The 25,187-nt window shown below is 64.2% G+C and carries 26 protein-coding genes; 6 read left to right on the forward strand and 20 right to left on the reverse strand.

Annotated features, from left to right (window positions below):
- Position 1 precedes the first annotated feature (1 nt).
- The 10 genes from sctS to sctC all read right to left on the reverse strand — a co-directional run bounded on the left by sctS (position 2) and on the right by sctC (position 7,868).
- Positions 2-277: a type III secretion system export apparatus subunit SctS gene (gene sctS / locus QCE69_RS23490; RefSeq protein ID WP_309815595.1), complete on the reverse strand. Its 276-nt coding sequence runs from the start codon at positions 275-277 to the stop codon at positions 2-4.
- Positions 274-933 carry an EscR/YscR/HrcR family type III secretion system export apparatus protein gene (locus QCE69_RS23495; protein ID WP_309933292.1) on the reverse strand — a complete coding sequence of 220 codons (660 nt, stop codon included), beginning with the start codon at positions 931-933 and terminating at the stop codon, positions 274-276. The genes sctS and QCE69_RS23495 overlap by 4 nt, the downstream gene beginning before the upstream one ends.
- Positions 930-1,913, reverse strand: coding sequence for a FliM/FliN family flagellar motor switch protein (locus QCE69_RS23500; RefSeq protein ID WP_309933293.1), 984 nt, complete (start codon positions 1,911-1,913; stop codon positions 930-932). Before QCE69_RS23500 ends, QCE69_RS23495 begins: the two co-directional genes overlap by 4 nt.
- A complete protein-coding gene (locus QCE69_RS23505; RefSeq protein WP_309933294.1) occupies positions 1,910-2,623 on the reverse strand; it encodes a FliH/SctL family protein in 714 nt (237 codons plus the stop codon). The genes QCE69_RS23500 and QCE69_RS23505 overlap by 4 nt, the downstream gene beginning before the upstream one ends.
- A 40-nt stretch (positions 2,624-2,663) precedes the next feature.
- Complete coding sequence (locus QCE69_RS23510; protein WP_309933295.1) at positions 2,664-3,185, reverse strand: hypothetical protein; 522 nt, start codon at positions 3,183-3,185, stop codon at positions 2,664-2,666.
- Complete coding sequence (gene sctJ / locus QCE69_RS23515) at positions 3,182-4,036, reverse strand: type III secretion system inner membrane ring lipoprotein SctJ (protein WP_309933296.1); 855 nt, start codon at positions 4,034-4,036, stop codon at positions 3,182-3,184. Before sctJ ends, QCE69_RS23510 begins: the two co-directional genes overlap by 4 nt.
- Positions 4,033-4,359, reverse strand: a complete 327-nt coding sequence (locus QCE69_RS23520; protein WP_309923523.1) for a hypothetical protein — start codon at positions 4,357-4,359, stop codon at positions 4,033-4,035. The genes sctJ and QCE69_RS23520 overlap by 4 nt, the downstream gene beginning before the upstream one ends.
- 105 nt (positions 4,360-4,464) lie before the next feature.
- On the reverse strand, positions 4,465-4,836 hold the full coding sequence (locus QCE69_RS23525) for a hypothetical protein (RefSeq protein ID WP_309923525.1): 372 nt from the start codon (positions 4,834-4,836) through the stop codon (positions 4,465-4,467).
- Positions 4,837-4,968: 132 nt separating this feature from the next.
- Positions 4,969-6,066 carry an FHA domain-containing protein gene (locus QCE69_RS23530; RefSeq protein WP_309933298.1) on the reverse strand — a complete coding sequence of 366 codons (1,098 nt, stop codon included), beginning with the start codon at positions 6,064-6,066 and terminating at the stop codon, positions 4,969-4,971.
- A complete protein-coding gene (sctC, locus tag QCE69_RS23535) occupies positions 6,063-7,868 on the reverse strand; it encodes a type III secretion system outer membrane ring subunit SctC (protein WP_409021227.1) in 1,806 nt (601 codons plus the stop codon). The genes QCE69_RS23530 and sctC overlap by 4 nt, the downstream gene beginning before the upstream one ends.
- Positions 7,869-8,247: 379 nt before the next feature.
- Between sctC and QCE69_RS23540 the strand changes: the two genes are divergently transcribed.
- Together QCE69_RS23540 and QCE69_RS23545 are read left to right on the forward strand one after the other, a co-directional pair.
- A complete protein-coding gene (locus QCE69_RS23540; RefSeq protein WP_309923532.1) occupies positions 8,248-8,574 on the forward strand; it encodes a ribbon-helix-helix domain-containing protein in 327 nt (108 codons plus the stop codon).
- Between the two features lie 168 nt (positions 8,575-8,742).
- Positions 8,743-9,888, forward strand: a complete 1,146-nt coding sequence (locus tag QCE69_RS23545; RefSeq protein ID WP_309923534.1) for a hypothetical protein — start codon at positions 8,743-8,745, stop codon at positions 9,886-9,888.
- A 274-nt stretch (positions 9,889-10,162) separates the two neighbouring features.
- On the opposite strand, the gene QCE69_RS23550 is transcribed toward QCE69_RS23545, so the two are convergent.
- Positions 10,163-11,083: a DUF1521 domain-containing protein gene (locus QCE69_RS23550; RefSeq protein WP_309923536.1), complete on the reverse strand. Its 921-nt coding sequence runs from the start codon at positions 11,081-11,083 to the stop codon at positions 10,163-10,165.
- 342 nt (positions 11,084-11,425) lie between these two features.
- On the opposite strand from QCE69_RS23550, the gene QCE69_RS23555 reads away from it, so the two are divergent.
- Complete coding sequence (locus QCE69_RS23555) at positions 11,426-12,673, forward strand: YadA-like family protein (protein ID WP_309933301.1); 1,248 nt, start codon at positions 11,426-11,428, stop codon at positions 12,671-12,673.
- Between the two features lie 12 nt (positions 12,674-12,685).
- Here the strand turns inward: QCE69_RS23555 and QCE69_RS23560 are convergent, their stop codons facing one another.
- From QCE69_RS23560 to QCE69_RS23580, 5 genes are all read right to left on the reverse strand, one after another.
- Positions 12,686-13,645 (reverse strand): ABC transporter permease, encoded by a 960-nt coding sequence (locus QCE69_RS23560; RefSeq protein ID WP_309933303.1) that lies wholly within the window; start codon positions 13,643-13,645, stop codon positions 12,686-12,688.
- Between the two features lie 7 nt (positions 13,646-13,652).
- Complete coding sequence (locus tag QCE69_RS23565) at positions 13,653-14,636, reverse strand: ABC transporter permease (RefSeq protein ID WP_409021239.1); 984 nt, start codon at positions 14,634-14,636, stop codon at positions 13,653-13,655.
- On the reverse strand, positions 14,636-16,201 hold the full coding sequence (locus QCE69_RS23570) for a sugar ABC transporter ATP-binding protein (RefSeq protein ID WP_309923544.1): 1,566 nt from the start codon (positions 16,199-16,201) through the stop codon (positions 14,636-14,638). The genes QCE69_RS23565 and QCE69_RS23570 overlap by 1 nt, the downstream gene beginning before the upstream one ends.
- Positions 16,202-16,271: 70 nt before the next feature.
- Positions 16,272-17,279: an ABC transporter substrate-binding protein gene (locus QCE69_RS23575; protein WP_309933306.1), complete on the reverse strand. Its 1,008-nt coding sequence runs from the start codon at positions 17,277-17,279 to the stop codon at positions 16,272-16,274.
- A 116-nt stretch (positions 17,280-17,395) separates the two neighbouring features.
- Entirely contained in the window at positions 17,396-18,484 is a 1,089-nt protein-coding gene (locus QCE69_RS23580) for a LacI family DNA-binding transcriptional regulator (RefSeq protein WP_309933308.1), read from the reverse strand.
- 213 nt (positions 18,485-18,697) lie between these two features.
- On the opposite strand from QCE69_RS23580, the gene QCE69_RS23585 reads away from it, so the two are divergent.
- Together QCE69_RS23585 and QCE69_RS23590 are read left to right on the forward strand one after the other, a co-directional pair.
- Positions 18,698-19,498 (forward strand): phytanoyl-CoA dioxygenase family protein, encoded by an 801-nt coding sequence (locus QCE69_RS23585; RefSeq protein ID WP_309923549.1) that lies wholly within the window; start codon positions 18,698-18,700, stop codon positions 19,496-19,498.
- Positions 19,495-20,430 (forward strand): aldose 1-epimerase, encoded by a 936-nt coding sequence (locus QCE69_RS23590; RefSeq protein WP_309923551.1) that lies wholly within the window; start codon positions 19,495-19,497, stop codon positions 20,428-20,430. Before QCE69_RS23585 ends, QCE69_RS23590 begins: the two co-directional genes overlap by 4 nt.
- A gap of 803 nt (positions 20,431-21,233) precedes the next feature.
- On the opposite strand, the gene QCE69_RS23595 is transcribed toward QCE69_RS23590, so the two are convergent.
- The 4 genes from QCE69_RS23595 to QCE69_RS23610 all read right to left on the reverse strand — a co-directional run bounded on the left by QCE69_RS23595 (position 21,234) and on the right by QCE69_RS23610 (position 23,622).
- Positions 21,234-21,542: a hypothetical protein gene (locus tag QCE69_RS23595; RefSeq protein WP_309923554.1), complete on the reverse strand. Its 309-nt coding sequence runs from the start codon at positions 21,540-21,542 to the stop codon at positions 21,234-21,236.
- A 114-nt stretch (positions 21,543-21,656) separates the two neighbouring features.
- The gene (locus tag QCE69_RS23600) at positions 21,657-21,878 is read right to left on the reverse strand and encodes a hypothetical protein (RefSeq protein ID WP_309933309.1); all 222 of its coding nucleotides are present in this window, start codon (positions 21,876-21,878) and stop codon (positions 21,657-21,659) included.
- Positions 21,879-22,030: 152 nt separating this feature from the next.
- Positions 22,031-23,332 carry a type II toxin-antitoxin system HipA family toxin gene (locus QCE69_RS23605; protein WP_409021228.1) on the reverse strand — a complete coding sequence of 434 codons (1,302 nt, stop codon included), beginning with the start codon at positions 23,330-23,332 and terminating at the stop codon, positions 22,031-22,033.
- Positions 23,329-23,622, reverse strand: coding sequence for a helix-turn-helix domain-containing protein (locus QCE69_RS23610; protein WP_309933312.1), 294 nt, complete (start codon positions 23,620-23,622; stop codon positions 23,329-23,331). The genes QCE69_RS23605 and QCE69_RS23610 overlap by 4 nt, the downstream gene beginning before the upstream one ends.
- 347 nt (positions 23,623-23,969) lie before the next feature.
- On the opposite strand from QCE69_RS23610, the gene QCE69_RS23615 reads away from it, so the two are divergent.
- Complete coding sequence (locus QCE69_RS23615; RefSeq protein ID WP_309933314.1) at positions 23,970-25,181, forward strand: putative DNA modification/repair radical SAM protein; 1,212 nt, start codon at positions 23,970-23,972, stop codon at positions 25,179-25,181.
- Positions 25,182-25,187 lie beyond the last annotated feature (6 nt).

Raw genomic sequence — 25,187 nt, forward strand, 5'->3', positions numbered from 1 at the left:
TTCAGCGCGTGCGCCCGGCGGCGATCATGGAGAAGACATGCCCGAGCAGCCGCGCGATCTCGTGATGCGCCCACGGCGCCGCGACGATCAGCACGAGCCCGACACAGATGATCTTCGCGCCGTAAGGCAAGCTCTGATCCTGGATCTGCGTGACCGACTGCACGAGACCGAGCAGCAGGCCCACGGCCGTGGCGACGGCGAGCATCGGCAGGGAGAGCCAGAACACGAGCAGCAGGGCGTCGCCGGAAAGCGAGGCAAGGGATGGAAGAGGGTTCACTTGGCGTAGCTGAGAATGAGTGCATGCATGAGCTTCGGCACGCCGGATGCGGCCACCAGCACGAAGAGCTTGAGCGGGATCGAGACGGTGCTTGGCGAGAGCATCATCATCCCCATGGCGGTGAGCACGTTCGCCACGATCAGGTCGATCACCAGGAACGCGACATACAGCAGGAAGCCCGCTTCGAAGCCGCTGGAGATCTCGCTGATCAGGAATGCGGGGACGAGCAGCGAGAAGTCGGTCTCGTTGGCATCGCGCGACGGGTCGATGCGCTTCGCCGCATTGACCAGGAACGCGCGCTCGGCCGGCCGCGAATGCGCCAGCATGAAGTCGCCGAGCGGGCCGCGCACCGCATCGACGAATTGCGGCAGCGGCGGCAGTCCCTGCGCCTGCGAACTCGAACCGCGGTCGTTCACGCCGAGCGCCGCGCCGATCTGATGCATGGTCGGCGCCATCACGGTCAGCGTGGCGGCCAGCGCGAGCCCGGAGATGGCGAGGTTGCCCGGCGCCTGCTGCACGCCGAGCGCCGAGCGCAGCAGCGTCAGGACGATGCTGAACTTGGTGAACGACGTCGTCATCACCACGACGAGCGGCGCCACGCTCATCAGGAAGAAGATGCCGATCAGCTGCAACTGTCCCGTCTGGCCGTCGATCATGATGTCGCGTCACCGTTCGAGGTCTGGAGCATGCTCGTGATGCGCACGGCGAGGACGTCGTCGATATCCACCAGTTCGGCATGTGCGAACGGCAGACCCTGGCACAGCAGCGTCACGGCGCGTTCGCGCACGGAAATCTGCAGCGAGACGAGCGAGCCGCTGCGCAAGCGGCTCAGTTCCTCGAGCGAAATGCGCAACGAGCCGATCATCGCGTCGAAGGTGAAGGTGAGGGCGTCGATCGGGATGAACTCGCTCGTGAGCTCTGTCACGGGTTCGCGATCGTTTTCAAGCGGGCGGTCCAGCACGATTTGATCTCCAACAGTTTTAAGGCCGATGCGTTGCGTGCCGCTGCGTAGCGGCACGCGGAGGTAATAAAAGTTCTTGTCGATCACGAGGGCGTCGCCGGTGCGGATGCGGCGCATGCGCGCCACCGAGAGCGTCGGACCCGCGAGGCACACCGGCAGCGGCACGACGATGCGCCGCGCCAGCGCGCGCAGATCGGCCGGCGGATGGGAGCGGCGCCGCAGCCAGCGGTCGATCTCCTCGCACTGGAACGAGACGCTCGCCATGCGCCCGCTCTGCACGTGCGTCACGGCCAGGCCATAGGCGCCGGGATCGGGCAGTGCATCGAAGGAGACGCGGGTCACTTCGAGTACGAAGCCGAACAGGCCTTCGAGCGCGCAGAACCAGTCCTCGCAGGCGTCCAGGATCAGCTTGCAGGCATGCGCGCCGCTCGCCTCCAGACTGCGGCGGGCGAGTTCGGGCAGCAGCGCCTGGGCATCGAGATCCAGTTGCAGCAGTTGCCCGGAGGCGTGGCCATGCAGGCGCACCGGATAGCGCGAGCGGCGCGGCTCAAACGTGATGGTGAAGCGTCGATGCCCGACGCTGACCGGCAGCGGCGCCCCGAACAGCAATGCGGCGACGTTGTGACGTTCCGCATGATCACGGCTGATTCTTTCGAGACCCTTGAACGGATTCATGTCGACGGTCCTCCGTGCGAGAGGGCGTCGAGCGTCTTGCGCAGGTCGTCGCCGATGTCGTCGAACTGGGCCACGATGCGTTCGTCGAGCCGGGTGTATTCGTCCAGCACGGCGCCGATCGCCTGGCGCATGCCGCGTTCTAGCGCTTCGAGCTGCCGGTGCAATCCGCCGTCGACGACGCCGCCCTCGGTTTCCACCACGCACGAACGCGGCGGCAGGTCGGCATCGGCGAGCACGTTCACGAAGGCCAGCCCGAGTTCCTGTTCCAGCAGATCGACGGCATGCCTTGCTTCGGCAAAATCGCAGACGGCCACGCGCACCGACAGCAGGCGCTGTTCGGGCGCAGCCAGCAGGCTGCTGCGCAACTGGTTAGGCAGCGTCGCGCCCGAGGGCAGTTCGCCGACGAGATCGGTGACGGCCTGCATCACGAGCTGCAACAATCGGTCTTGCAGGCGTCCGAGCGCATACGCGGTTGCGGCGGCCGGCACGACGAGGCCGCGCAGCGCCGCGGCCTGACCGGCGCGCAGGCCGCGAACGAAGGCACGGCGGCGGGTACGGCGGGCGCGTTCGGCGAGACGCCTGGTTTCCTGCAGCACGTACTGGTGAATCTCCCGGCGCAGCGCACCGAGTTCCTGCAAGCGCACGAGGTCATCGCCGGATACGTAGCCGTCGGACTCGACGCGCCAGCCGGCGCTACGCCAGATCAGCATGGCTGCCTCCCCGCCTTCAGCACCTGGAGCGCATCGCCCATCAGTTCGAGCGCGGCTTGCTGCGACACGCGCGGGAGGCGCCATTGCGCGGCCGCCTCGGCGTGCGCAAGCGCGTCCAGGCCCGCTGCGCATCGCCGTGCGTCGCGCGCAGCGCGAGCGCCAGACCAGCGATGCTCAGACTGCGCCGCGCAAACCAGTCGACCGGGGCATCGAGCGGCAAGTCGCGATGCTCGCCGCGTGGATGACATTGCAGCAGCGCAAGCGGCGGCAGGCCCGTCGCGATCTGGAAGCGCGCGTGCGCTTCCGCGCTCACCACGAGGCGCAGCGAACGTGCGCACGCGAGCGCCGCGCACAGACGCATGAGGCGTGCGCAGGAGGTGCGGTCGAGCGGCCCGACGAACCACGGCAGTTGCGTGACGCCGGCGCGGGCCAGCATCGGGAAGCGGGTGAACAGATGCGCGGTGGCGCGGGCCCGCGCCCGTTCACCGCGCGCGGGCCGTTGCTGCGGCAGCCAGCTGTGATGCGCCCAGCCGGAGATATCGAGGAGGGGGCGGGAGGTCATCGACGGTCTCGTGTCGTGGAGGAAGCCGAATTGGCGTCGTTGGCGGCCGAGGTGGGTTCCTTCTTCGCGCGCTCGCTGTGGCGGCCGCGACGCCGGAAGAACGTGATGCCCGGCACGCGCAGCCTCGGGAATGCGCGGATGCCCTTGTCCCAGATCCACGCCGCGACGATCAGCACCAGGGCCATGACGCTCAGCGTGACGAGCACCCGCGTGGTGGAACCGTGCGTAGCGCGCCCGGGTGTGCACGTGCCGGTCTGCGCGCAGATTTCCGCGGGCGTGGCGACCGGCATGACCGGCACCATCGTCACGTAGACGCGATCCGGCGTGAGTCCGGTCACCGCGCCCGCGACCAGCGCGCGGATCTTGTTGCGCATGGCTTCAAGATTGGCGTCGCTGCGATAACGCAGCATCACCGAGGCGCTCGGCAGCGGCGCGGGTCCGAGCAGCGCATCGCGCGGCGGATCGACGACATGCACGCGGGCCACCAATACGCCGTCCATCTTCTCCAGCGTCTCGGCGAGTTCCTGCGTGAGGCCGTACACGTAGCGAACCTGGTCTTCTTCGGGGCTGGAGATCAGCCCCTGACGGCTGAAGAGTTCACCGAGATTCGCGTGAGTTCCGCGCGGTAACGCGTAGGCGCCGACGAGCTCGGTCGCGTAGACGACTTCGTCTTCCTCGACCGAGATGCTCCAGGTCTTGTCGTTGTTGCGCAGCTTCGAACTGTCGATGCCGTGACGGCTCAGCACCGCGACGATCCGGTTCGCCTGGTCTTCGTCAAGACCTTCGAACAGCGAGGTCTTGCACGCGACGAGCAGCACGAGCGGCAGGAGAATGATGGCGCGGCGAATCATGTTCTTTGCGTGAGGGATTGGATCGCGCTGCCGGCGCTCTGTGCCATATGGGAGAGCGTGTTCAGCGTGACCGAGTAGTTGGTGACGGCGGATTGCAGCATCAGCATTTCGCTGGTGGTAGGGGCCTTCCGGCGTGCGGGATCCAACAGGCCGATGATGGCCGCCGAGTCGTTTTGCACGAGTTGCTGGGCTCGCTCCGCGATGCGGGTCAGCCCGTCGCTGTCGCCGACGATGCCGGCGCGGGCCGGTTCCGGAGTGGGCGGCGGCGGGACGACCGGCGGGTCGGGCTGATACAGCGTCATGTCGGCATTGGTTGAGAGCATGGACGTATCGTGAGTAGATTGAGGGTGCGCTGCTGGTGGTCCCCGCGCGGCGGTGGCTGCGAGCCGCGGCGCGGGGGAGCTTCGTGGCGATGTTGGCGTGGGGTCTTACTTCGTGTTCTGCGCCACCGCCTTGTGCGTGTCGCCCACGCCGGACATCATCGATGTGCCTTGCTGGAGCATGGTCGTGTACTCGCTGACGGCCTTTTGCATCTGCAGCATGGTGGCGCTGCCTACGCCGCCGCCTTGGGCGCCGCCCCCACCACCCGTTTGATCCGTGCCCGCACCGGCTCCATCCTGCTGCGTCTGTTGCTCGTTGATCGCGTTGATCTCCTGGGTCTTCTTTCGAAGCGCCTTCGTAATGGCGGCCGCCAGGTCTCCCAGGGAAAGCGTGCCGTCGGCGGCAATCATGCTGGGACCGCTACGGGGGTAATAGCCCGAGTACTGCGGGACATATGCGAAATCTGAAAAATCGGACATTTATAAAATTCCTTTCGAAAGAACTGGCGTGCTCGACGGAAGCAAACTCGCTCCCGACGCCTCGCACGGCACGCCGACGCGCGAAGCCGTAATGCTCGGAGGGTCAAGTGCCGCAAGGGTTGCCGCGCACCGTCAACAAGGTTTTCCGGAGGCGGTGCGCTGCGCGGTCAGGTCGTAGACGCTGCCGTCCTCGCGCACGACGCTCGCCCCGCATTCACGGATGCGTTCGATCCTGCCCATCGCGATGCGACCGCCGGCGAAGTAGCGCGTACCGCCGGCATCCGCGAGCCACGCCGAATGGGGCGACGTGACGAGATTGAGGCCAAAGCTTTCGAGCGGAATGCGCACGGGACCGCTCGCGTTTTCGTGACCGGCGAAGGTCAGCGCCCGCAGGCCTTCGATCTGCGACTGCGCCGTACGGGCGACCAGCGCGTAGTCCCAGGAATCGGCCTTGAGGTGCGCGCCCGCTCCCGGCAAGGTCACGATGAACGCGCCGGGCTTCTCCACCCGCGCTTGCGCGCCGCGGTAGTACTGGTCGAGCAGATCGCTCAGCTGCTCCGCGATGTTCTGCATCACGAACACACGCACGCTCACTGACTGGTCGGCGGCGCGTGCGGCCAGCGACAGCGCCGCGAGATCCGCAGGCGTCTGGACGTAGCCTTCATAGATGCGCATGCCCGAGGTCTTGTCGGTTTCCACACGCACCTGACTGAACGCGGGGCGCTCGAGCAGCGGCGCCCGCGGAGGCACGGCGTTGCTTGCGAAAGGATTCAGGCTGAGCCAGGCAGCGAGCGCGAGCGGAGTCGCCGCCAACCCGAACCACACAAGGCGCGGAATGCGCGCGCAACGCATGCGCAGCCACGCAAGCGGTGCATGCCTCAGCAGCCAGTCGGCTTCGGCCTGTTTCGTACTCTGCTCGTCCGGATACTCGCCGTGACTGAACAGCAACGAGGTATCGCCCAGGCAAAACATGGCGCCGTGATCCAGCAGCGTGCGCGACCCCGACTTGAGCGGGCGGCCGAATACCGTGACGCCGCCGGCCAGCGCGGACAGCACGAGTTGCGGTCCGTGCAGTTGCGCGCGCGCATGGCGCGGGGCGATGCCGTCGTCGGCGAGAATCAGATCGGCGTCGTTGTCCTTGCCGATCTCGAGGTCCTGATCCACCTTGAGCGGAAGGCTCGCGCCCGCGTGCAGTCCGCTCGTAACGAAGATGCGTGGCAAGCCGTTCATCGTGCGTCCTTGGCGGTGACAGCGCGGTCCGCGCCGGTGATGGTTGCGGCTGCGGGAAGCAGGGGCATCGCGGCTGGCGTTGCAGAGGCCATCGGGGCGTCCGCCGCGACAGGCCGGTCCGTCACGCGCTTCAACTGCGGCGTGATGAGGATGAGGCGCTCGGTACGGCCGCTCGACGTCGTTTCATTGCTGAACAGCTGGCCGATGAACGGAATGTCGCCGAGCAAGGGCACCTTCGAGCCGCCGGACTGGCTGTGCTCGTATTCGTATCCGCCTATCAAAAGGCTTTCACCATCCGGCACCACGGCCTGCGTGATGATGGAGTTGCTGCGGACGCGCGGAATGCCGTCGACGGCTTCGTCGTTGTCGAAGGTGCCGTCTTCGATCTGGACGCTCAGCAGGATGCGGCCGTTTTCGGCGCCGCTTTGTTCGACGGTCGGTGTCACCTTGAGCACCAGTCCGGTATCGACGTTGAAAAGATTGGCATCCTGATTACCCGCGACGCGCACGTACATCGAATTGCGCGACGATAAGGTGGCTTCGATGTTGTTCAACGTCAGCACGCGCGGACGCGAGAGGATGCGCGCCTGCCCGTGCTGTTCGAGGGCGTGGATCTGCTGATAGAGGTAATGCGCCGAGTTGCCGAGCAGCGTGGTGAGCGTCAGGCCGCCGTCGACGGTGGCGGTGACGCCGGGCTGCACGGTTCGCGGTCCGACTGCTTCAGTGCCGAACCAGGGCGCGGCCCGTCCGCCCGTGCCGCCGCCCGCGCCCCAGCGTACGCCGAGTTCGCGCGCGGCGTCGCTCGAGACATCCATCACTACGGCGGAGATTTCCACGAGATCCTGCGGCCGGTCGAGCAAGGCGATGGCACGTTGATAGGCCGGCATCATTTCGGGGATGTCATACACCACGACAGCATTCGTGCGCGCATCCGCGACGATGTTGCGCTGCGCCGGGCTGACCGCTGTCTGCGGCAACTCATCCGGGCCGTCGCTGGTGGATGCGCTCTGTGATGTTTCATTGAGACCCGGCAGGCTCGGCAGCGGCGGGACGCCGCGCGAGCCGCCTTTGCTTCGCGCTGGATTGCGCTGGGCCGCCACGGGCAACGAACCCGCGTTCTCCATCAAGCGGCGCAGCAGGGTGGCCACGCCCGGGATGGTCTGCTTCTGACTGCCGGATTGATACGTGATGTCCTGTGCCTGTGCATAGCGCAGCGGGAATACACGGATCTGGGTCTTTTCATAGACCTGTTGCGGCGTGGTCTGCTCGCGCGCCTGGGCGATGGCGTCGGACACTGCCTCCACGAATCGCGAAGGTCCGACTACTTTCACGCTGTCCTTCGAATAGCGCAGCGGCAAATGCGGATCATCCAGCTCAAGACTGCGCAGACGGGCGGCGACTTCATCGCGGCTCAACGGCCCGAACGGCACGGTGCGGCTGCGGACATCGTCCGCGGTGGAGACGTGAATGGTCTGGCCGTCGAAATACCAGATCAATCCCCAGGCTTCGGTGAGCGCGCGAAACACCGCGGCCGGCGGCTGATTGAATTCGCCATTGACGCTGCCGTTGACGCCGCGCGCGATATCGATACGCAAGCCACTCGCGGAAGCCACATCTTTCAGCACGTCCGAAAGACGTGAGTTTCGGGCGACGTAATGCATCGAAGCGCCCTGCCATGCCGGCTCCGCCGAATGGGCCAAATGGCATTGCCACGCCAGAAGCAGCCATGCCGCACTGTGCGCGGCACGGCGCGTTCTGTTTCTGCCAATCAAAGGATGTTTTTGCATTCTGCGCCAGTTCATGATCTTTAAGATTTTTATGCGTCGAATGCTTAGGTCTCTTATGGCTCGAACCTTAACTCACTTTATTTCGTGAAGATCTGATTCGAATACCTGCGATCCCTGCGTCCTGCATGCGCCGCGTCTTAGTGATCGAACTGTATCGCGCCTCTAATTTTCAATGGTCGTATTGGCGTATTACATGTGGCAGTCCAGAAGATTCAGAATGATCGTGCGGGTGCGTACAAGAGTATGCGCCGGAGGCAAAGCTTATTAGACGGTGTATCCGCATGAAAAATCAATGGAATAAGAATCAGGATATTTCAGGTAGGTGTTTTCCCGGTGTTTCAATTGTTATGCCGGAGCCTGGCAAGTTATGTGAACGTCATCGGGCTCTGGAATCGTGAAAAGGCAAGCTTGCGAAATCAGTTCGACCTGGATCGTGCCGCGACAGCGCTCGATGAGAATCAATGGCTTTGCGACCTGCGTCCGGCTTGAAGAAGTCTACTGGCGAATCATCGAGACGCTTGCGGAACGCGAGTCGGTCACGGTGGGAAAACTGGTGTCGAAGTGGGCGCTGGAGATGGACCTGAGCGTTCACGAAGTAAAGAACTTCACGGGCTATCTGAGGGTGGTGTGCGTGGTCGAGATGATCAAGAGAATCCAGCCTTCTTCACCGGGTGAGCCCGATGATTTTCTAAAGATTCTGGGAGCCGGCACGGGCTTGTGAAGTTGTGCGCGGCCGATGCTGCGCAAAAGGAGAGATGAACGACAGGGATATCGGAATGGGAAAGCCGAAGTGCGGTGTTCCAAGGCAGCGCACGAGTAGGCATGTGTCATTAACTCAATAGGAGCTTTCTTTATGTCAGTGAGAAACGTAAGTTCGCCGGGAATGGGCATGATGCCTCTGGTCGCGGACGACGGCGGCGGTATGGCCGGTCTTTCGGGCGCGCGATCCCGCATCGATCCGGATGTGATGCAGCAAATCCAGCAAACCGTGAAGGATTCGGTGGACGGCTACCTCGGTGGGCAAGGCGGGCCTTCTTCGATTCCAACGCAGCTCGCGGCGGGTGGCAGTGCCGGCGCGGGGTCAGGCAGCCTTCCGCCGGAAGTGGAGGACAGTATCAGTCAGGCCGTGAAGGAAGCGGTCCAGGACGTGCTGCAGGGCGGTGGCGGAGCGACGCAGCAGATGCCGCCGACGACGGGACAGGCTTCTCAAGGAATGGGCGGCGGGGGTGGAGGTGGAACTCCGATGCCTGCGCCAATGCCAGTCGATGGTCCTTCTGCAGGCGAGGGCGGTGCTTTGCCTCCGGGACAGCCGACAATGGGACCGGCTCCTCAAGGGATGGACGGCGCGGGCGGGTCGGCTGGTCCGATGACGGCACGGCAGGCTGCGATGACTGGCAATCCCGCACCGCAACCCACCATGAAGGCCGCACCGCAGCCTGCGCCACAGCCGGCGCCGCAAGCCGCTCCGGTTGCAACGGGTCAAGGCGGCAAGCAGGCAGCGAACGGCCCAGCTGGCCTTGCAGACGCAATTGGCTCGCAGGTGAAAAAGGTTATCGACTCGCTGATGAACGGAGGTAATGCGGGCACGGCAGCCAGGACTGGTGTCGGCAACCCGGGCGGTGCAATGCCTAAGGCTGCCGCTGGCGGAGGTGGTGGCGGTACGGGCGGCGCGGCGCCGAAGGCCGCCGGAGGCGGAGGTGCAGGCGGCGGTACAGGTGGTGGAGGCGGTGGCCTGGGCGCAATCGGAAATGCTTTGGGAGGCATGATGCCGAAGATGGGCGGTGGAGGGGGCGGAGGCAGTGGCTCGACGGGTGGCACGCACGCGAACCCGGCCGGTCAGCAATCCCCGAGCGGCACGCCGGAACGTGGCCAGACGGAGGACAATCCGCAGGTCAACACTCCCTCTGATTCCCAGGACCCGGGCGAAGGAACCGGGATCGGCGGGGGTGATGCCGGCGGTGGCGGTGATGCAGGCGGCGGTGCCGTTGATGGCGGTGCTGATGCAGGCGGCGGCGACGGAGGCGGCGGCGACTGATCTCGCCGATTGTTGAGACGCCGCGACACGATCCGGCGTCGAAGCGCACTGCAAGTCTCTTGCAGTGCGCTTTTCATTTTCAGGCTCGCAAGCTGAGTGGCAGACTGCGCGGCGGAATCGCACAGGAAGTGCTGGCTGATGCATGGTGGGGATTGGGCCGCGCGCCGTCGGGCCGCACGAAGCGGCCGTCGGGCCATGAATGATGGAAAAGGAGACGACGGCGTCGGGCGCCGTCGTCTCCGTGCGGGTCAGTTCAGAAGGATCGAATGGACACTCAGGCGCTGAAGTCGGACGCCCTGGCCATCTGATGGCTCTGTTCGTTGACCCAGCCCGTACCCGAGCCGGTCGCCATCAGGCGCGGGCCGTCCTGCGGCAGGTTCTGCAGCTCAGCGAAGCCGTTGCTCTTTTGCACGCTGAGGCCAGCGGGGTTCTTTTCGCTCAAGCCCGTGACGCTGTACGCCTGGTTGCCTCGCGTGATGGTCAGGCCGTCGGCATACGAAACGCCGCCGTCGCTCGGCTGCGTGTGCACGCCGATCGTGGTGTTATCCGGCAGATCGAAAGTCATGGAACCGTTGAACATGCCGCTCGTCTGGCTGTCCGAACCCGAATTGAAATCAATGTGCGGATCTCCCCACAGCCTCGTGGCGATGTTGTTGGCCTTGTCGGTGAGCAACATCGACGAATTCGACTTGTCCAGGTCGATCTTGAACTGTCCGAGATCGATCGACCCCTTGTTGTCGCTCACGCCCGTATCGGACCAGCCGCATTGCGCCGGCGGTGCGGGCGGCATCGGCGGCGTCGGCGGGCATTGATAGCTGTTCATGGACGTGCTGCGCTGAAAGTCGGAATAGCTGAAATTGCCGCCTCCGTACGATCCTTGCGGAGCCTGGCTCGAGAACATCGAATTGAACGACTGGTACGAGGACATGCTGCCCATCGGGGAATTCAGCGAATAGTAATTCTGCGAAGCCATCGATTGATAGTAACTGGATGGATCGCTATAGGTCTGTTGCGAGAAATTGTTATAGCTCGACGTCTGATAGCCGCCGCCGCCGCAGAAGGGGGGCACGGGTGCTGGCATCGGCATCGGCATCGGCGCGGGCTGGCACGCGGGCGGCGTGGCAGGCCCGTTGCAGAAGCCGCCGCCGAACCGGCCTGGAATCCGCGGCGGCAGCGGCGGAAACGAAGTTTGCATGTTGACTGCCGAATTTGCCGTAAGTGAGAAAGTCATAAGAACGTCCTGATTGAGCGAAGGTTATGGTGATCTTTCCATGCAGTCGAACAAGCGCGACACGGAGTCGCGTCGTGTTCAAAGCTGCGAACAAAGTTTAAGTTTCGATAACCCGACGCGGGTGCTACATAGTTATCGCAATAACAAGGCATAACAATGCACATTGAATCTCGCTCCGGATTTTGGTCATGACCGGATACCACCTTTGCAAAGCCGGCGTGACTATCCTCTGAAATCACTGATATCAGGCGAGCGGCGCACAGTGCGCTCCTCGCGATCGAGAAGTTATCCAGTGAGGAATGGAAAGTGACAATCAGCGTCGAAGTAAGGGAGCCGTGCCCGGTGCAGGCGGATGACAACAAGCTGGCTCGCATGGAAGGTTCGGGCGCGGCAACGATGCGCCATGCGCTGACGGGCACGGTCAGGGCATTGACGCTGATCGGCCTCGCGGGTGCGAGTTCGCTAGCCGTCGCGCAGGGCGATGTGACGGACGCGTTCTCGAGCGCGAGTGTACAAAGCGTACATGCGTCCGAGACCGTGAAGACGGTATCCGCGCAACAAGTCGAGCCCGCTCGATCGCGCCGCAAGGGACGCGTCAGCATGCGCTTTGCGAGCGATGCAACTCCTTCCGTTGCGTCGAAAGCGACGACTGTCAAAGCCGCGAAGCCTTCAAAGCGGTCCACGCCGGGCAAGCGCGCCGCGTGGCGCAAGCAGAGACTCAAGCCGCTTCCGGGCGCGCTGCGATCCTATGCGACAGAGCCGGGACAGCGAAGCAGCAAGCGTGCTCCGGCGCATCCGGCCAGCGCCATCCGCCCGCAGCCTCGGACCGAAGCAGCGCGGCCGATGGCCATCGAGAAAGTGTTTCGCGCGGTCTCGCTTGCGGAGATCCAGGAAAATGACGAGAGCGTGCTCGCCGCTGCGCCGGTCGCCGCCACGGACACGGCGGCGCCGGCAGACGCTTCGGGAACGGATGGGCACGGGCAGGCCGCCTCCCTTAACGGCATCACGGCGCACGCGCTGGTTTCACAGGCGGCCCAGGCCACAGCCGCGAACAGTCTCGCCATCGGTAACGACTCACTGGCAAGCGGCGCGCGTTCGAGCGCGGTCGGCAACGGCGCCGTGGCAAGCGCGGCCAATTCAGTGGCGCTGGGCGCGGACTCGCTTGCGGACCGCGAGAACACGGTGTCGGTCGGCAGCGCGAGACACGAGCGGCAGATCACCAACGTCGCGCCGGGAACAGCAGCCACGGACGCCGTCAATCTCGGGCAGATGAACAATGCGATAGGCGGCGTGAACAGCCGCATCGACGATGTGGACCGGGTTGCGCGGCGCGGCATCGCGTCGGCGGCGGCGCTCAATATCGTGACGCCGTATCTGCCGGGACGCACCACGGTCAACGCGGGTCTGGCGAGTTATCGCGGGCAGTCGGCGCTTGGCATCGGCTTGTCGCGCTGGAACCAGAAGGGGACGGTCAACTACAACCTGGGCGTGTCCACGGCCGGCGGCAACAGCACGATTGTGCGCGTGGGCATCGGCATCGTCCTGCGAGCGTGAGCGCCACTGGATTCATCGCGCGACGGGCGTCTCCGTCGCGACGCCGCGCTTCAGCACCCGCGCCTGCAACACGATGACGAGCAACAGGAACATGCCGCGAATCACCGACTGCCAGTACGCGGACAACGAGATATAGCCCAGCCCGTTCTCGAAGTTGAGCAGGTTGAACACGAGCCCGAGCAGCGCCACGCCGGCGATGGTCATCGCGATGGAACCCTCGCCGCCGGTCAGCCGGGTGCCGCCGAGCACCACGGCAGAGATGGCGAACAGTTCCCAGCCGACGCCTTCGTTCGGCTGGCCCGCACCGAATTGCGCGGCGAGGATCGCGCCCGCGATGCCCGCGAGCAGACCGCTGACGGCATACACGAAGACGAGCGTGCGATCCACGTTCAGCCCCATCAGACGCGACGCTTCCTCGCTTCCGCCGATAGCCAGCGCATGCCGTCCAAAGCGCGAACTGCGCAGCGCCAGCCAGCCGATCACCGCGAGCACCGCGCAGACGATGCCTGGAATCGGCAGCCCGAGAAAATCCCCCTGGCCGAAGGCGGCGAAATTGGTATCGGACGAAATGGCGACTGCATCGTTATGACCGAGCAGCAGCGCGAGTCCGTGCGCACCGAGGCTCGTTGCCAGCGTGACGATGAACGGCAGGATGCGCATGTGCGTGATGACGAGTCCGTTCAGCACGCCGACCGCGAGGCCCGCGAGCGAACCGGCAAGCACGCCGGCCACGACGCCATGTCCGCTGGCCAGCGCCGCCACGACGCTCGCCAGCGCGGCCACTGCGCCGACCGAGAGATCGATGCCGCCCGTGATGATGACGAAGGCCATGCCGATGGAGATCAGCAGGAACATCGAGTTGTAGCGCCAGAACGACGTGATGTTGTAGGCGTCGGCGAAATGCTCGTAGCGCGTGACGCCGAGCACGAGCAGCGCGGCGAGCGCGATCAGGATGGGCAAGTTCTTTTTCATGAGCGGCTCAGCCTCGCTTGCGTTGCACGTACACGGCGGCGATGATGATCGCGGCCTTCAGCACGAGCGCGGCGGCGTCCGGAATGCCGTGCGCGAGCAGCGTGTAGCGCAGCAGCTGGATGATCAGCGCGCCGATCAGCGTGCCGGTGATATGGGCCTTGCCGCCCGTGAGCGCGGTGCCGCCCACGGCGACGGCCGCAATGGCATCGAGTTCCACGCCCAGGCCCACGACGTTCGCATCCGACGACGAATTCACCGAGATCGAAATCAGCCCGGCGAGCCCCGCAAGCGCCGCGCACGCGGTATAGGCGAGCATCTTCACGCGGGTGGTCGGAATGCCCGAGAGATAGGCGGCGGCTTCGTTGCCGCCCGTCACGAGCAGGTACTTGCCGAACAGGGTCTTGCGCACGATCCACGTGAACACAGCGACGAGCACGAGCATCAGCAGGATCTGGAACGGCACGCCCGCGACCTTGCCGAGCGCGATCCACTGGAACGCGGGATTGTTGAAGGCTTGCAGGCTGCCGTCGGTGACTACTTGCGCAATGCCGCGTCCCGCGATGAACAACACGAGCGTCGCGACGATGGGCTGCACGTTCAGGCGCGTGACGAGAAAGCCGTTGAAGACGCCGCACACGGCGGCGGCGAGCACCGGCAGCGTGAACGCGAGCACGATGCCGAGCGGGCCTGCGATGTTCGTGAAGAGCATCGGCGCGAGCGCGCCGGCAATCGCCATCGAGGCGCCCACGGAGAGGTCGATGCCGCCCGTCGCCACGACCAGCGTCATGCCGATGCCGACGATCACGATCGTCACCACCTGCGTGAGATTCACGTTGAAGGTCTGCAGCGACACGAAATGCTGCGTGAAGATCAGGTTGAAGACGATCATCGCGAGCAGCACGGCAATCTCGCGCTGGATCGCGATGCCACGTCGTTTCTTCGCCGGCGCGGCGGACGCGAGGGCGCCGGCCGGTTGGGTCTTGTCGATCATCATTCGCTTCCTCGCGCAGTCGTTTCCACGGCTTCGGCCAGCGTCGATTGTTCGCCCGCGCCGTAGGCGATGGCGTCCATGATCGCGGCCTCGTTCATCTGCGCGCCGTCCAGTTGCGCGACGGTCTCGCCGTCGCGGATCACCACGGCGCGGTCGGCGACCGCGGTCAGCTCTTCGAGTTCGGATGCCGACAGCAGCACGGCGAGCCCCGAATCGCGCAGCTCGCGCACGATCTTCGCGACATCCGCCTTCGCGCCGACATCGATGCCGCGCGTCGGTTCGTCGAGCAGCAGGAGGCGCGGCTGCGTGGCAAGCCAGCGCGCCAGCAACACCTTTTGCTGGTTGCCGCCGGACAATTCGCGGATGGGCTGGTCGGGTGAACGCAGCTTGATGCCGAGCGACTCGATGAAGCCATCGACGATCTCGCGCTGCCTTGCGACATCGACGACGCCGCGTTTCGTCAACGCGGGCAGGCAGACGAGCGTGAGGTTGTCGCGCACGGAGAGCTCCGGCACGATGCCTTCGGCCTTGCGGTCTTCCGTCAGATAAGCGACGCCGCGCGCGATCGCATCCTTCGGCGACTTGAACGCAGCGCTCTCGCCGTTCACGGCCAGCGTGCCCTTCGCGGGGCGGTCCGCGCCGAACAGCAGGCGCATGGTCTCGGTGCGGCCCGAGCCGAGCAGACCCGCGAGGCCCACTGCTTCGCCCGCGTGGACGTCGAGCGATACGTCGGTCACTTTCGCGCCTGCCGCCAGGCCTTGCGCGGCGAGCGCCACCGGGCCGCGCTTCGCGAGATTCGCTTCCTTCACCGCGCTGTCTTCGTGCACGACGGCGGCGAGCGTGCGGCCGAGCATCGTCGTGACGAGCTTGAGCTTGTCCATCTCCTGCATCGTGCTTTCGGCGACGGTCTGGCCATCGCGCATCACCGTGACGCGGTCGCATAGCGCGTACAGTTCATCGAGCCGGTGCGAGACGAAGATCACTGCGCGGCCGTCGTCGCGCAAACGGCGCACCACGCTGAACAGCAATTCGACTTCACGCTCGTCGAGCGAGGACGTGGATTCGTCCATGATGACCATCTTCGCGTCCGACGACACCGCGCGCGCCAGCGCCACCATCTGCTGGATCGCGGTGGAGTAGTCGAGCACCGGTTTCTTGACGTCAATATGCAAACCGAACGATTCGAGCAGTTCCGACGCACGCCGCTGCACGCTCTTCCAGTCGATCAGGCCAAAGCGGCGCGGTTCGCGGCCGAGAAAGATGTTCTCGGCAACGGAGCGGAACGGCACCAGGTTGATCTCCTGATAGATCGTGCTGATGCCTGCCTCGCGCGCTTCCTTCGGCGTGCGGAAATCGACTTCGCGGCCGTCGAAGCGCACCGTGCCTGCGCTCTTGCGATAGGCGCCGGTCAGGATCTTGATGAGGGTCGATTTGCCCGCGCCGTTCTGGCCGATCAGCGCATGCACTTCGCCCGCGGCAACGGTGAGGCGCGCGTGCTTAAGCGCGGCGACGCCGCCGAAGGCGATGTCGATGTCCTGCATGTCGAGAAGGGGAGTCTGAGCCATGCCGTGAGTCCGTCGAAATGAAAAAGCGAGCGCCCGCTTTCAGGCGCCCGCAAGACACACACACTTCGCTTCAGTACCCGTACTGCATGCTCGCGTCGACGTTGCTCTTGTCGTAGAAGCGGTCGGACACCTTCACCCACGGCGGAATCGTTTCGCCCTTCGCATACTTCTGCGCGACGTCGCAGGCCAGCGGGCCGAAGAACGGACTCGACTGCACGCTCGCGCCGAGTTCGCCGGCCTTGATGGCTTCGAGACCGCCCTTGGTGCCGTCGATGGTCACGATCTGGATGTCCTTGCCAGGCTGCTTGCCGGCCGCCTTGATCGCGGCGATGGCGCCGAGCGCCATTTCGTCGTTGTGCGCGTAGACGGCGGTCACGTCCGGATGCGCCTGGAGCAGCGTCTCCATGACCTGACGGCCCTTGTCGCGTGCGAAGTCGCCGCTCTGCGACGCCACGATCTTCATGCCCGGGTTCTTCGCGATGACATCGTCGAAACCCTTCTTGCGGTCGTTCGCGGCGGATGCGCCCGTCGAGCCTTCCAGTTCGATGATGGTCGCCTTGCCGTTGGTGGCTTTCACAAGCCAGTCGGCGGCGCGGTGACCCTGATCGATGAAGTCGGAGCCGATGAAGGTGATGTAGTCCTTGCCCGCCTTCGCCATCGACTGGTCGATGTTGCGATCCACAAGGATCACCGGAATGCCCGCCTTCTTGGCCTGCATGACCACCGGCACGAGCGGCTTCTCTTCACGCGGCGGAAACACCAGCAGATCCACGTGCTGCGCGATCATGCTCTGGATGTCCGACACCTGCTTCGCCGCCGAACTGTTGGCATCGGTCATGACCATCTGCCAGCCGCACTTCGCCGCGATGTCCTTGAAGCTCTTGGTTTCGGCCAGGCGCCACGGGTTGTTGCTCTCCGTCTGCGCGAAACCCACCTTCAACGGTTTCTTGTTCGGGATTTTCGGCAGGCCGTCGTCGGCGGCATGCGCCGCGCCGATACCGGCGGCGAACGTCAGGGTGGCGAGTACGGCAGCGAGCGGGCGCAGGCCCAAGCGTGATTTCTTCTCTAGCGACAGCATGTCTTCCTCCATAGGATGGTTTGCCTTTTTCTAGTGATGCCGATGCTTGTGTTGCCCGGTCTGCGTGCTGCGAGAGTGTTCTGCGTTCCTGCTGCGCGGTGGCGGTTTATTAACCGTCAATCGCTAATATTATTAATGGCGAGCTGCTTTGTTTCGCTGATGACCCTGACCGAGCCGCGCTCGATCAGCGGTCCGTCGATCTTTACGGTGCGGCGCCGCACCGGCGCGCCCGCGGTGCGGTTCTCTTCCTCCTGCAACAGCGTGTCCACCGCCCAGCGGCCCAGTTCATAGTTGGGCAGCACCACCGTCGACAACGGCGGATGCGTATGCCGCGCGATTTCCTGATCGTCGTAGCCGAGGACGGAGACGTCGTCGGGCACGCGCAGGCCGAGTTGCTTGAGCGCCTCGATGGCGCCGAGCGCCATCAGGTCGTTCGCGCAGAAGATGGCGGTGGGCGGGTTCGGCTCACGCATCAGCGCAAGCGTCTGTTCGAAGCCGGTGTGCGGGCTCCAGTCGCCTTCGCGCACGAGTTCCGGCGCGAACGGCAGGTCCGCCGTGGCAAGCGCCGTGCGATAGCCCTTCAACCGGTCGCGCGCGGCGTCCTGCCAGGGCTCGCCGTTGATATAGCCGATGCGCCGGTGGCCCGCGCTCAACAGGTGATCGGTGGCGCTGTGGCCGCCCGCGACTTCGGCGGGCACCACCGAGGACACGTTCGCCTCGTTCGCATAGCAGTTGAGCAGCACCGTGGGCACGCGGGCGAGCGCGGCCGGCAGCGTCACGCGGCGCGTATAGACGGTGGCGTAGATGACGCCGAGCACGTCCGGATTGCCCAGCGTCGCATCGAGCACGCGCGCTTCAATTTCCGCATTGCCGTGTGTCGAATAGACCGCGAGCATGCGGCCATGGGCGAAGGCTGCGTCGCGCGCGCCGTCGATGCTCACGACCGGATGCGGACTCGTCGAGATTTCATCGGCGAGATAGACGATCAGGTTGCGTTCGCTTGCGTTGCCGAGCGGCTCGGCCGGCTCGCGCTGCGTCATGCGATAGCCGAGATCCTGGGCCGCGCGCAACACCTTGTCGCGCGTGGCGTCCGAGAACTTCGCGCCGCTCGCGTTGTTCAGCACGAGCGAAACCGTGGACTGCGAGACTCCGGTGAGTTTCGCGATGTCGGTCATCGTCGGGCGGCGTTGCGTCGTCTTTTTCATCGTGCAGGCCGCGTCGGGCGGCTGGATCCTTTTCTGTTGTTCGACAGGCCAGGCAGGGCGAAACTTGTCACTAATATTAGTGATGAATGCTGCGGAAAGCACGCATTTCTTGGTCATATTGGCTCAGGGTTTTCACCGGTTATTACTAATAATATTGACGAATCGATTACGCGCGTGCGATTCTGCTTTGACCAACGCTCAAGGAGACGGCGCATGGGCAAGTACGACGAAGGCACGCGAGACACACTCGCCGCATCGTTCGAGCGGGACGGTTTCGTCGTGCTGCGCAATCACTTCTCGCGCGCGACGATCGAGGCTTGGCGCGACGCCTTCGCGCCGCTGCTGCAACCGCATGTGGAGCAGGCGCTCGAGGCCTCGACCAGCGGCAATCGCGGACCGGGCCGCTATTACGTGACGCTGCCGTTCGAAGGCGGCTTCGCGGACCCGGCCATCTTTTGCGACGAAGACATCGTGGGCATCGTCGAAAGAGTCGCCGGGCCGGATCCGGTGATGTGCCAGCTCGCCACGGACACGCCGGTGCTTGGCTCGGTGCATCAGGAGTGGCATCGCGACACGCCGCCGCTCTTCGACGACGCGCCCGAGACGCCTTCCTTCCAGCTCGCGGTGAACTTCCCGCTCGTCGATGTCGACGACAGCAACGGTCCGCTGGAAACCACGCGCGGCACGCATCGGCTGTCTCGCGACGAGGCGCTCGCCGGTCTGGAAGCGGGGCGGTTCCCGGCGGAGCGCGTGCCGATGCAAGTCGGCGACGTGATGATTCGCGACGTGCGCGGCTTGCATCGCGGTACGCCGAACCTGACCGGTGAGCCGCGCCCGATGGTCGTGATTGGCTACAGCCGGGCGTGGTATTTCCGGCCCGAAGTGCATATCGACGTGCCGCGCGACGTGTTTGCCGCGTTGCCCGCGCGCGCACGGCGTCTGCTGCGTTTCAATCCGCAAGTGGATGAGACTGCGCGGACCTTCGATGAAAACTACCGGCAGTTCGCATATTGAGCACGCCTGCTTCCGCACGTCTCGTCGAGTTGCGCCACGAGGGGCGGCGCGTGCTGTTGGCGCCGGACATTGGCGGCGCAATTGCCGCTTTCGACGAATTCCGCGATGGTCGGACGGTTCACTGGCTGCGTCCTGCTACGTCGGAGGCGCTGGCTGCGCGCGATCCGCTGGGCATGGCGAGTTTTCCGCTTCTGCCGTACTGCAATCGGATTCGCGATGCGCGGTTCGTTTTTCAAGGTGCGGTTGTGGATCTGTCCGGCGATGGGAACGCGTTTCCGCACGCATTGCACGGTAATGCCTGGCGCTTGCCTTGGCGGGTGGACGATTTTTCGGATAGGCGGGCGCGGCTGGCCTTGCGGCATGAGCCTTCTCCGGAAGCAGCGCACCACTGGCCATTTGCCTATGAAGCAGCGCAGGACTTCACACTCGACGCCGATAGCCTGAGCGTAACGCTGTCCATGCGCAATCTGGCCGATCGGCCTATGCCGTTTGGCATGGGGCATCATCCGTACTATCCGCGCAGCGTTAATACGCGCATTCATGCGCGCGTCAGGGCGATGTGGCACAGCACTTCTGATCTGCTGCCCACGCATGCCGGCGCGCATCCCAGCGTGGACGCAATGGCGTCGCAAGAAGGCATGTCCGCCGATGCCTTCGATCTCGACAATAACTATGCTTGCTGGTCGCGCACTGCGATTGTGGAGTGGCCCGATGAGCGTCGGTCTGTCACGCTTTCTGCCGATCCTCGCTTCGCGCATATGGTCGTGTATGCGCCTGCGGCGTATCCGGATTTGCTTTGCGTCGAGCCCGTGAGCAATGTGGCCGATTGGGTCAATCTCTTTTCTGTCGAGCACGCGTTGAAGGGTGGGGCGGTGTTGATGCCCGGGGAGTCTGCCTGCGCTTCGTTCAGGTGGATGACTCGGTTTGATTGAGTCCCTTCCCCGGGTGGGCTCTTGACCCTCGCCTGTGCTTTCATGAACTTCCCGGTTTCGCGTCGGTCTATCGGCACTGCCCCTCCCCGGGGCGGGGGTAACTTTCTTTGCGTGCTGCAAAGAAAGTCACCAAAGAAAGCAGCTTTCCTACCGCCCAGCGTCACCCCACGGCGCAGCACAGAACCACGCTTCTGGCCCGGCAATAGCGAGTGCCCTCAAAATCCCCACCCGGCTTGGATCGCAGACCCACTGAGACAAACTGCCGTTTAGCCAACTGGTGCAGCCATTGATAGCGCCGGCTCAGCGCTACGCGCTGCCGCAGGGCATGCAAGGGAAACCGTCGAAGGATCTATGCAGTGCTTTGGGAGGGATGCGGCGGTGACGCCCGGTCTCCCTGGCCCGGCAGTAGCGTGTGCCCTCAAGGCCCACCGGCTTGGATCGCGGACCCACTGAGACAAACTGCCATCTAGCAAACTGGTGCAGCCATTGAAAGCGCCGGCCCAGCGCTACGCGCCGCCGCATGCAAGGGAAACCGTCGAAGAGTCTATGCAGTGCTTTGTGAGGGATGCGGCGGTGACGCCCGGTCTCCCTGGGCCGGCAGTAGCGAGTGCCCTCAAGGCCCCCCGGCTTGGTTCGCAGACCCACTGAGACAAACTGCCGTTTAGCAAACTGGTGCAGCCATTGAAAGCGCCGGCCCAGCGCTACGCGCTGCCGATGGGAACGCAAGGGAAACCAACGCGGGTTGGATGTGTTTGGGGTTGGCGATACTGCCGGGCCGTTTCGGCAGTATCGCGCTGCTTTTTTTAATTGGATTTCGCTGCGCCGCCGCTCGACGTGCCCGAATCCATGCCGCTCTTCTTGTTCTTCTGCATCTTGCTCGAGCCATGTTGCGAACCCATCGTGTTCGCACCCGATGCGCCAGACGTCGTGCCCGTCACCCCCTCGCTGTTCGGCGTGCTCATGCCCGTGCCGCCCTGGCCAGCGCCGTTACCGCCCGCCGTGCCGCCCCCAGCGCCGCCTCCGGCTCCGCCGCCCGCGCCCTGCGCGAATGCCGCGCCCGACAAAGCCAGCAACATCGTGGAAACCAGCAAGCCCTTCTTCGCGCTCTTCATGATGTGTCCTCCCATTTATGGATGATTGCGCATAGGCCGTCAGGCTCGACGCCGCAGCTATGCGCCTTACATCGCGCAAGGCTCGTGCCTCGCAAACAGGAAAGACCCAACGCGTCAGGCCAGCGCCTCGTCACACCATTCAATCGCCCAAGCCCGAGCGCAGTGCAGCGCATCCGATTCGTTCGCAAATGTGTCCAGATCGCCTGAGTCGAAAATCTCCAGTTGCGCCGCCGGTTCGCCATGAGCACGCGTGATCCGCGCGTGAGCGTAAAAGCCGCCGTCCTGGTCGTGACGGGCCGTGCAGTCGATGTGGAAAGTCTTGTAGTCGAAGCGCATCACAATCTCCAGTTTCCGTTTGGGGCAGGGCAAGGTTGGAGGCGTCGCAAAGCCTTCGCAAAGCCTTCGCGAACCCATCGCGAACCCATCGCAAAACCATCGCAAAACCGTCGCAAAACCATCGCAAAACCATCGCAAACCCTCCGCAAGAGTCAAACCCATGCCATCGCGCGTTGCATCTGAGCGTTCTCGAAGGCGGGCGCGAAGGCCTCCAGATCGGCGGCGCGCATGCCGATTTCCGCCGATTGCGCCACGCGCCGCCAATCGGCAAGCGCGCTGGTGACTTGTCGAAGAATGCGCTCTGCGCTGCTGTCGGACAGTCTGAAATAAAGGGCTTCCCGCATGACGGCATCGATGGAATCGACCGGGCCGTCCGTTTCATTGATCCATAGCTTCAGCTCGGGATCCTTGTCCGGAAAAGGGTTCAGGTCGAAGGCCGGCGCGAGTTGCCATTGGCCGTGCTCGACATGCAGGAAGCCATGGTTCTGAAGGTGATCGTCGACGTTGGTGATGAGCAGATTGAAGACGAGCCGCCGCCACAGTTCTTCCAGGTCGCGTCGCGGATCGACGCACCGTGCGACGATCACGTCCGCAATCTCGGTGTAGGCATGATCGTCGGTGCGCGACGCCTGGAGCATCGACGCCGCCGACAAATAAGGAATGCGTCCGCCCGACGCCGCGCGGTCGAAACGCCGCACAAGGGCCACCGGGACGTCTTCCGACACGACAATGCGCGCGTGGGCCGCCCTGATGCCCGCCGCGTCGGCCAGTCTCAAGGCGAGCACTTCGCCACGCGTGACACAGCGCTCGTCCTGAACGCTGGGAAACTTGCCGATGGCAAGATGGCCGTCCTGGTCGAGCAACGTGCACTTGGGACGCATGCCACCGAGCGACGTGCCCCGGCCCCGAAGGTATTGCAGGTCCGCCTCGGTTTCCTGATTCAGCTCGACCGCACGGGAGGCGCCGATGAGTTGAGCCAGTTCGATCAAAGGCGGCGTGCCCCGGTCGCGCGGCGCATGGGGCCGCAGGAAACGGCCATTCGCGTCCGTCAGCCTGAGCGCACCAACGCGGCTCTGGTCGTCAACGCCGAGCAAGTAATCCAGCTCGGTGAGCGCCGCGCTGGACGGCGGTTCTCCGTTCAACCGCGCGGCGCGCCGCTGCTTCGCATGATCCCGTGCAATGACCCGGCACCCCCAGCCATCCGGCTCAGTATCGGCGAACGCGAAATGGAAGATCGAATCTTCACGGCTCGGCGCCCTGCGAAATTGATGGCCCTCGACCAGCGGCAGATCGGGCGAGATTTCAAAACGGTTGTCAGCCGAGAGCCAGGCGTGATCATAGGCAAAGGTCGTGCTCTGACGGGCGCCGTCCTTATTGAAGGTCAGCGCACCCACCGGAATGGCACTGTCTCCCACCACGACGCGCACATTCTGGCGCACGGCAGCACCTCTCATAGCGCCCCCGATTCAGGGGTGATGCGCTTCTTTCGAATGCGCTGCGGTAACTCCTGGTTCATCAGCGTGAGGCCTATCTCGTCGGAGGCCGAGTCCAGCAGGCCATCTATCTTGTCCAGTTCGCCCAGAATCATGAATGCTCGCGCGATCAGTCCGATAGGAATGCGCGCGTCGCCATGCTCCAGGCGTCGCAAGGTGGCGACCGATGTCTGTATGCGTTCGGCCATCGACGCTTGCGTAAGACGTCGGCGCCGGCGCGCCAGCGCGAGATCGGCGCCCAGCTTTTTCAAAGCACGGGCAACGGGCGGAGGGGGCAACCCATTTTCGGCTGAACCGCTCACATGTGAGCGATTATCATTTTTAGGCATGCACCAGTGAGCGGTTAGATCAAGGTGGAATATTTTTACGCATTATCGACAGGGAAGCTTCTGGAAGTCAATAAATTCGGATCAAACGCTCATGCATGAGCGATAAATCGGCTTTGACGCTCGCATATGAGCGCTTAAATAGCATTGAATAAATTTTGAAACGCCGGGCCCGCAACCTGCGGAAGTGTTGCGACAACTCCCCAGTCAACCTCCTTCTCAACCCTCACCCGACATGAGATACTGTATATAAACACAGTATCGCCCTTAAGATGGAACTCTCCGAAAAGCTCGAAATACTCGCCGACGCCGCCAAGTACGACGCGTCGTGTGCGAGCGGCGGGGCGCCCAAGCGTGAATCGCGCGGCATCGACGGCCTCGGCGCCAGCACCGGCTCCGGCATCTGCCACAGCTTCACGCCGGACGGGCGCTGTGTCTCGCTGCTCAAGATTCTGCTGACCAACTTCTGTCTGTACGACTGCCAGTATTGCGTCAACCGCCGTTCCAGCAACGTGCCGCGAGCGCGCTTCACGCCCGACGAAGTCGTGAACCTCACGCTGGACTTCTACCGCCGCAATTACATCGACGGGCTGTTTCTCAGTTCCGGCGTGATCCGCTCGTCGAACTACACAATGGACCAGCTCGTGCAGGTCGCGAAATCGCTGCGTGAGAAACATCACTTTCGCGGCTATATCCATCTGAAGACCATCCCCGACGCCGATCCGGAACTCATCGCGCTGGCCGGCCGCTATGCCGACCGGCTGAGCGTGAACATCGAGTTGCCGACGGAAATCAGCCTTGAACGCCTCGCGCCCGAAAAAAGCGGCCGCACCATCAAGCTCGCCATGGGCAACATTCGCGTCGCTCGCGAGGAGTCGGAAGCGGAGCCGCGCGCGCCGCGTTTTGCGCCGGCGGGGCAGAGCACGCAAATGATCGTCGGCGCCGATGAAACCGATGACCGCACCATCCTCGGCACCGCCGAAACGCTCTATGGTTCCTATCAGCTGAAGCGCGTGTACTACTCCGCGTTCAGCCCGATTCCGGACAGTCCGTCGGGCGTGCCGTCGAAGGCGCCGCCGCTGCTGCGCGAACACCGCCTCTATCAAGCGGATTTCCTGATGCGCGGCTATGGCTTCAACGCGGCCGAACTGCTTGGCGATGCCGGCAACCTGCCGCTCGACGTCGATCCGAAACTTGCCTGGGCGCTCGCCCATCGCGAACGCTTTCCGGTCGATCTGAACGCTGCGCCAGCGCGGATGATCGCGCGTGTGCCGGGCATCGGCATGCGCAATGCGAAGCGCATCGTCGAATTGCGGCGCGCGCGGCGAGTGCGCTACGACGACCTCGTCCGGCTGCGCTGCGCGATGGAAAAGTTGAAGCCGTTCGTCGTGACGGCCGACTACAAGCCGCCGCTGGCGGACACGCCGTCGGAGAACTTGCGGCGAGCGCTTGCGACCGGACCGGTACAGCTCTCATTGATCTGATGCTGA

The organism is Caballeronia sp. LZ032 (genome assembly GCF_031451315.1).
Classification (GTDB): domain Bacteria; phylum Pseudomonadota; class Gammaproteobacteria; order Burkholderiales; family Burkholderiaceae; genus Caballeronia.